The 6,827-nt window shown below is 45.6% G+C and carries 6 protein-coding genes and 1 riboswitch; of the genes, 4 read left to right on the top strand and 2 right to left on the bottom strand.

Translation table 11 applies throughout. The features are described from left to right. Nucleotides 1–203 precede the first annotated feature (203 nt). Genes J2T20_RS11055 through J2T20_RS11045 form a run of 3 tightly spaced genes read left to right on the top strand, consistent with a single transcriptional unit; the run spans nt 204 to nt 2,169 of the window. On the top strand, nt 204–563 hold the full coding sequence (locus J2T20_RS11055; protein WP_307588247.1) for a GntR family transcriptional regulator: 360 nt from the start codon (nt 204–206) through the stop codon (nt 561–563). Next, nucleotides 560–1,498: an ATP-binding cassette domain-containing protein gene (locus J2T20_RS11050; RefSeq protein WP_307588246.1), complete on the top strand. Its 939-nt coding sequence runs from the start codon at nt 560–562 to the stop codon at nt 1,496–1,498. Before J2T20_RS11055 ends, J2T20_RS11050 begins: the two co-directional genes overlap by 4 nt. Then, a complete protein-coding gene (locus J2T20_RS11045; RefSeq protein WP_307588245.1) occupies nt 1,495–2,169 on the top strand; it encodes a hypothetical protein in 675 nt (224 codons plus the stop codon). The genes J2T20_RS11050 and J2T20_RS11045 overlap by 4 nt, the downstream gene beginning before the upstream one ends. Before the next feature lie 112 nt (nt 2,170–2,281). On the opposite strand, the gene J2T20_RS11040 is transcribed toward J2T20_RS11045, so the two are convergent. Both J2T20_RS11040 and J2T20_RS11035 read right to left on the bottom strand, forming a co-directional pair. Then, on the bottom strand, nt 2,282–2,950 hold the full coding sequence (locus tag J2T20_RS11040) for a potassium channel family protein (RefSeq protein ID WP_307588243.1): 669 nt from the start codon (nt 2,948–2,950) through the stop codon (nt 2,282–2,284). Between the two features lie 14 nt (nt 2,951–2,964). Further along, nucleotides 2,965–4,323, bottom strand: coding sequence for a TrkH family potassium uptake protein (locus J2T20_RS11035; RefSeq protein ID WP_307588241.1), 1,359 nt, complete (start codon nt 4,321–4,323; stop codon nt 2,965–2,967). 90 nt (nt 4,324–4,413) lie between these two features. After that, nucleotides 4,414–4,600: riboswitch (cyclic di-AMP (ydaO/yuaA leader) on the bottom strand. Nucleotides 4,601–4,899: 299 nt separating this feature from the next. Here J2T20_RS11035 and J2T20_RS11030 point away from each other — a divergent pair. Further along, nucleotides 4,900–6,582, top strand: a complete 1,683-nt coding sequence (locus J2T20_RS11030; RefSeq protein ID WP_307588239.1) for a CPBP family intramembrane glutamic endopeptidase — start codon at nt 4,900–4,902, stop codon at nt 6,580–6,582. Nucleotides 6,583–6,827 lie beyond the last annotated feature (245 nt).

Here is a 6,827-nt window from a genome sequence, read left to right as displayed (position 1 = left end):
ACGTTACTACGTTTATGAGAAGCATCAATACGAACCTGTTGGAAGTTAATGATGGGCTTTGAATTCACCTGTAAATCAAAAGTTCAGTCTATATAACATAAAATAAAATTTCAGCAACCGACCCTTGACATGAGGGTCGGTTTTCTTTATGGTTAGTTACATGAGTAATTAACTAGTTAGGTGGTGAAGTGGTGGGACTCCAAATGGATGACAATCGGCCCATTTTTGTACAAATCGCTGAACAGATTGAGAATGACATCATAGACAGTATTGTGCCCGAAGAGTCACAAGTGCCCTCGACTAATCAGTTCGCTTCATACTATGGAATCAATCCTGCAACGGCTGCAAAAGGTGTGAATCTGCTTGTAGAGCAGGGAATATTGTACAAGAAACGGGGAATCGGTATGTTTGTAGCAGCGGGAGCACGTACGGCATTGATTGGTAAGCGGAGACAGCAATTTTATGAGCAATACGTTGTAGCTATGATCCGTGAAGCGGAGAAGCTCGGTATTACGACAGTTCAACTATCTGAAATGATCCGCAAAGGAGATGAGAGTCGATGACGGACTTACGAGTAGAATCTTCAGAGGATGTCCACTCTCCGACAGGAATGGAGCTATTTCGTGTCAGCAAGGTCTACCGAGGCGGGCAGGGAGTATATGATGCCTCCCTTGTTCTGAATTCGCAAGCTATTCATGGGATGATTGGCGCCAATGGCAGCGGCAAAAGCACTCTTCTCGCACTAATGGCGGGACAACAGTTCCCGGACAGCGGTCAAGTCCTGTACGGTGGTATTCCTGTACATGAGCATGCTCATACCCTAAGCAACATTTGTCTAGTAAAGACCCATGAGCGTTCCTGGGAGAATTATACCTTGAAGCAGATCTTCAGCTTCGCTGCTCTGCTCTATCCGAATTGGGATGCCGGGACGGCTGAAGAGTTGATGGATAAATTTCAGCTTAACGCCAAAAAAAAATATAAGAATTTGTCTCGCGGAGGCCAGTCAATGGCCGGAATTATTAAGGGACTTGCGAGCCGCGCCTCGCTAACCTTATTGGATGAACCGGTAATCGGACTGGATGCCTCGATGCGGGAAATCTTCTATAAAGCGCTTTTAGAAGATTACAGCCGGTTCCCCCGTACATTTGTAATGACCACACACCTGATTGATGAGAGTGAGAATCTGTTCGAATATATCACTTATGTTAAGAAGGGCAACGTTGCTTATCACGGGCCTGCAGAGGACTTGTCAGCCAAAGCCTCGTATCTAACAGGCGCTTCCTCCCTTTTGGAGGATCTTACGAAGGATCAACGAACGCTGCATGTGGAACGGTTGGGTGGAAGGCTTCTGCTGGCATTGGAGGACTTGTCAGACCCCTCAGAACGTAAGTATTGGTTGGATAAAGGAATTGAGCTCTCCCCCATTCCGCTTCAGAAGTTGTTTGTTTATATGACGCAAAGGGATGCAGCTAACAACGAAGGAGGTGGAAAGCGATGAGCTTTCGTAATTTAATGAAATTTCACTGGAAGGATTACCGCAGAGCCGCACTGACCTTATTTATTGTGTTATTCTTCGTGGATATTCTCCAAGTCGTGCTGTGGCGCTTCTCCCCCTCGTTGGACACTGGAGATGCCAACAATCTGTTTGGCATTAATCGTGTCATCATTTTGATCTTTACGGTAATCAACGTTATTGTTACCGCCTCCATAACCTTTCCGCTCATGATTGGGTTCAGTGTTACACGCCGTAATTTTTATACTACTACTTTGCTGGCATTAGTATTGTTCTGTATTTCTGCCGGATTCGTAGAAAGCCTTTTGTTCGAGCTGGGAAAGTCCATCCTTCCAACACTCGAAATGGAGGTGAGCAGTGGTAAGCCGTTTTTAACTCATTGGTATGTATTCACAGTTAGTCTGCTTCTGGTTGCGTTAATAACTCTGCTCATTTCCTCCAGCTTCGTACGACTTGGAGCCATGCTGGGAACTCTGTCAGTTATGCTATACGTCGGTATGCTTAACTTCTTCGCTAACTACCTTCCTTCGATTGATTTCATAGATGAACCCGGTATGGTTCCTCTCGTTTCCGACACGCCCCTGCTCTTAATCGTGATCGCTCTTCTAGGAATTATCGGCTGGTTGTTATACCGACGTGCCCCTGTCAAAGTATAATTTCACCCTCAGGGATCACTATAAAAAAATTGCAGAAAAACCTCTGACCCTTTTAGATACTTAGGGTCAGAGGTTTTGGCATGCTCCTTGCAATGTGTAGAATGATACCGGATTAATCCTGATTCATAGCCCCATTCTCAAATTTATCAATGCTTTCATTGGAACCAATAACAACTACAATATCACCCTTGTACAAATGATCATGAGCGGTTGGAGCCACAATAATTCCACTTTCCCTATTTAGGGCAATAATGCTGCACCCGTATTTGGCCCGAGTGTTCAGCTCAGACAGGCTTTTTCCATCCATGCAACTGGGTACGGTCAGCTCGACGACTTTATAATCCTTGGAAAGCTCAATATAATCCAGCAAATGGGGCGTCACTAGTTGGTGTGCAACACGAACCCCCATATCACGCTCTGGAAAAATAACTCTGTCAACCCCCAGCTTAGACAGCGCACGTCCATGAAGTATCGTGATCGCCTTGGCAACTACCTGCTTTACTCCAAGCTCTTTTAGCAAGATCGCTGCTAGGATGCTTCGCTCCATATTGTCGCCGATTGCTACAATTCCGCAATCAAAATTCCGTACGCCGAGGGACCGCATGATCCCCTCATCTGTCGCGTCCGCCATCACGGCATGCGTCAAGTGTTCGCTCATTTCATCCACGCGTTCCTCATGGTGGTCTATCCCTAGCACCTCGTAGCCCATTTCCATAAGCTCAAGAGCGAGACTGGAACCAAAACGGCCTAGGCCGATTACTACAAATGTCTGTGCTTTCATGTCCGGTTGACTCCTTATCCAATAATCATTTTACCTTCTGGATACTTATACAGCGGTTTACCTTGTTTAGGTCCAATTGCGTAAGCCAATGTCAATATGCCTAGCCGTCCGGAAAACATCGTTAGTGAGATCAAGATTTTACCGATGAGTGACAATTCTGGAGTTAACCCCATACTTAGCCCTACCGTTGCAAAGGCTGATGTGGTCTCAAATAGGATCATCAAAAAGTTGCGGTCTTCTGTGGTGGAGAGTACCATCGACACGGAGATGACCAGCAGCAGGGCAAGCAGGGTAATCGTGAGCGCCTTAAAAATCCGCTCTTGCGCTAGCCGATAGCGAAACATTACGATATCTTCCCGCCCGCGTAGCATAGAAATAACCGCAGCAATCATAATAGTAAACGTTGTGGTTTTGATCCCACCGCCGGTTGAACCCGGGGAAGCACCGATAAACATCAGAATAATTATAAAGAACTGTGACGCTTGACGCAGGCCTGCGATATCCAGAGTATTAGCCCCGGCGGTACGAGGTGTGACGGATTGGAAAAAAGACGCTAGTATCTTACCGCCAAAGTTCAAGGAGCCCAGCGTACGTTGGTTCGAAAACTCAAATACGAAAATAACAAGCGCACCGACAAGGATGAGTACCGCTGTCATAAACAGCACAACCTTACTATGCAAGGACAGCCTCCGCGTTTTTTTGTATTCCACTAGGTCTGCCATAACGATAAATCCAATCCCCCCCGTGATAATCAGAACCATCACGACTATATTAACTAGGGGATCATTTACATACCCTGTCAAGCTGCGATATTCACCAAACAGATCAAACCCAGCGTTGTTGAACAGTGAAACGGCATGAAATATGCCAAAGTAAATCGCTCTACCTAAAGGCATATCAAAGGCCCAGCGTATAGATAGTAACACTGCAGCACTTCCTTCAATGACCAGAGAGTAAATTAACACTCTGCGGATCAATCGTACAATGCCCTCCATAGAATTCTGGTTCATCGCTTCCTGAAGTATAAGTCTGTCACGCAGTGAAATTTTACGTTTCAGTACCAAGGCGAACAGTGTGGCCATGGTCATGAAGCCTAAACCACCGATCTGGATAAGCAACATGATTACCGTCTGTCCAAAAGTGGTAAAAAACGTCCCTGTATCCCTCACTACCAGCCCCGTAACACAGGTAGCAGAGGTTGCTGTGAACACCGCGTCAATAAATTTCAGAGAATGGCCTGTTGTATTAGAGATCGGGAGCATTAATAGCAATGATCCAATCAGAATAATAGCAGCAAAGCCGAACACCAGAATCTTTGGTGGGGAGAGCCTTAGGTAGCTGAATTTAGAAATTTTAGAAAACGGCGAAACCAAATCCCTCACCTCTTTACAATAAGTTATATTGTCATTTATATATAAAGGAACCCAACAAAAAAAGCACTGGAACCCCAATGCTCTACCTTGGTCCCTGCAGAAAATAAGCCTACGAGGTTAGCTGACGGATTCGGGCTGCTGCAGGCTGCCCTATTCGTTCCTTGAACGAAATTCACCCCCGATGAAGTAAAGCCATCAAATATGCGGCGTTCACTCACCTTCTTATCACTTCCTATGGTTCCCCCGTTTTCATCCAGAAATTCGGCTACTATGCAATTGCATACAAATTATAAACGTTCTTGCCGGACTTCACAAAGACAATATTGAAGTATAAATAGTTAAAATAAGACGTTTTAGAGAGAAGGCAGCAAATAGAACGCCTTTTCTCATGCCTTTTCCGTTAGTTTCCTGCAAATACATCGTTTTTTCATGATTTTCTTACTTCACAGAGTGAAAAAAAAAGCATAAGAACAGCTTGTTCCACGTAAAAGGATAATACAACTATTTTTGGAACTATGGAAGCATTACTACTATAATGGAACATAGTGTTGTCAGTTTATCACAAGGAGGCGTTTCATGAATTCCGTCGGCCAGCCCCTTCAGCAGAGAGCTCTCACTAAGAGACTCATCTTCTCGGGCATCATCGGTCTTATTATTTTTATTATGTTTCAAGTACTCCCGTCCTTGCTCGCAAGTTCTTCAGAAGAAAATACTACAGCGATCAGCAAGGTGGAAGCCCGTGAAAAGGCTGCTTTGTTTGCAGAAGAGCAGTTAGGCTATACAGCGGCTGCAAATGATGAGTGGACTGTCGTTTACCAATCAGACTCCTCCTTTTACGGCTATATGTCCCGTGAGAAACTTCTCGAGGACTACACCAAGAACAAACTGGATCGGCGTTATCCCTTTGATGTGTTTCAGATTTCACTCCTTTCTTCAGAAAAAAATGATTTAAACCTTTCCGTTGATCTTAATATGTATACGGGTGAGGTTGTGGCCTTCGACCGTGAAGCAAAATCAGCTTCCGCAAATTTTCAAGGCTATGGAATCAAGACAGCTGCTTCAAGCGAGAGCAGTGATATTGAAATGACTCTGGAGCAGAAGGAGAACCTGGCCCGTCCTTGGCTTAAAAAGTGGGAAGTTAATCCGTCTAAGCTGCAGATCGAGCCGAATTCAGAAGCCTCTGGACTTGTCTATACAGACAGTTCAGTCAAGGTGGGAGAATCGCAGCTCCGCTATAGCTTCAACTTCTCTGAAGGTGAAGTCTCTTCTTATAAGGCTGGTTTCTCTGCCCCCAGCTGGCATACCTCTTATGTGGAAAAGCAGACCTCACTCGCCACTAAGCTAACCCTGTTCGGCTACGGCCTGCCCACGTTGGCTCTCGGCATTTTGGCTTTGATCTACAGCATTTTACGAAGAGGACATACCTCGTTTGCACGGGGTGCATTTCTAAGTTCCGTACATTTTGTAATCATGATGGTCAGCACCTATAATATGCTTCCCGTGACCTCTGATCAAAGCACTGAAGCCCGGGTATCAGCCATTATTATGTTTGTGATCTACGCGCTGTACAGCTTGCTGATGTCTTCACTCCTGTACTTCTCTCTAGTCGGCGGCAACGGACTATGGCGTCAGGAGGAAGGACTTAATCCATGGCCCCGCGCCAAAGAACCCGGATACGGGCAATATGTACTCGACAGCATCCGTGCCGGATATATCTGGGCCTTCGTTCTGCTCGGTGTGCAGACGATCATGTTTATTATTTTATCGTACACACTGAACAACTGGTCCACTACAGATGCTTCCCAGTCTCCTTATAATATGAGATACGCTTGGCTTCTCCCGATCGTGGCATGGCTTGCAGGTCTATCTGAGGAAGCCATCTATCGCTTATTTGGAATTCGCATGCTGAAAAAGCTGGTTCGTAGCACCCTCGCGGCCTGCTTGATCACTTCACTCATTTGGGCTTTGGGACATACGCTGTATCCCATCTACCCTGTCAGTTCCCGTCCTATTGAGCTTATGGTCATCGGACTTCTATTCAGCTATATTTTTCTCCGCTACGGATTTATTGCTGTCATGTTCAGCCATGTCGTGTTTGACAGCATCCTGATGGGAGCTACGCTGATCTTTATGAAGGAGAGTGTTAATATCGGTGCCGGGATCTTCGCGATTGTAATGCCGTTCCTGGTGGGCTACATTGTATACCGGTTTAATCCACCACAGAAGCCAAAGCAGGCGGAGCCGTTTAATCTTAATTAAAAATAGGGAGCTGACCTTTAAGCCATAAAATGGCTGCTTGGGTCAGCTCCTTTTTTGTACCTTGGTGAGGACGCTCCGCAAACGAAATGTTCCTCCAATCGCTGTAATCTCCAAATTTAGAGAATTCCCCTTAGCGGTGAAAATCCGGAGACGGACAGCATATGCTTTCGAAGCTAGTTTTCCTTTGGAAAACTTTCGAGGGACCGCTGTCGCTTTTCCACAAATTTTCTATCCTATAAAAAGCC

This window comes from Paenibacillus wynnii, from assembly GCF_030812855.1.
Taxonomy (GTDB): domain Bacteria; phylum Bacillota; class Bacilli; order Paenibacillales; family Paenibacillaceae; genus Paenibacillus_AQ; species Paenibacillus_AQ wynnii_A.
The sequence above is the reverse complement of the archived record's forward strand: the minus strand, read 5'-3'. Positions and strand labels throughout refer to the sequence as shown.

Coding starts and splice junctions, on each gene's coding strand:
- J2T20_RS11055 (WP_307588247.1), top strand. CDS start 204: ATGGATGACAATCGGCCCATTTTTGTACAAATCGCTGAACAGATTGAG.
- J2T20_RS11045 (WP_307588245.1), top strand. CDS start 1,495: ATGAGCTTTCGTAATTTAATGAAATTTCACTGGAAGGATTACCGCAGA.
- J2T20_RS11030 (WP_307588239.1), top strand. CDS start 4,900: ATGAATTCCGTCGGCCAGCCCCTTCAGCAGAGAGCTCTCACTAAGAGA.
- J2T20_RS11050 (WP_307588246.1), top strand. CDS start 560: ATGACGGACTTACGAGTAGAATCTTCAGAGGATGTCCACTCTCCGACA.
- J2T20_RS11040 (WP_307588243.1), bottom strand. CDS start 2,950: ATGAAAGCACAGACATTTGTAGTAATCGGCCTAGGCCGTTTTGGTTCC.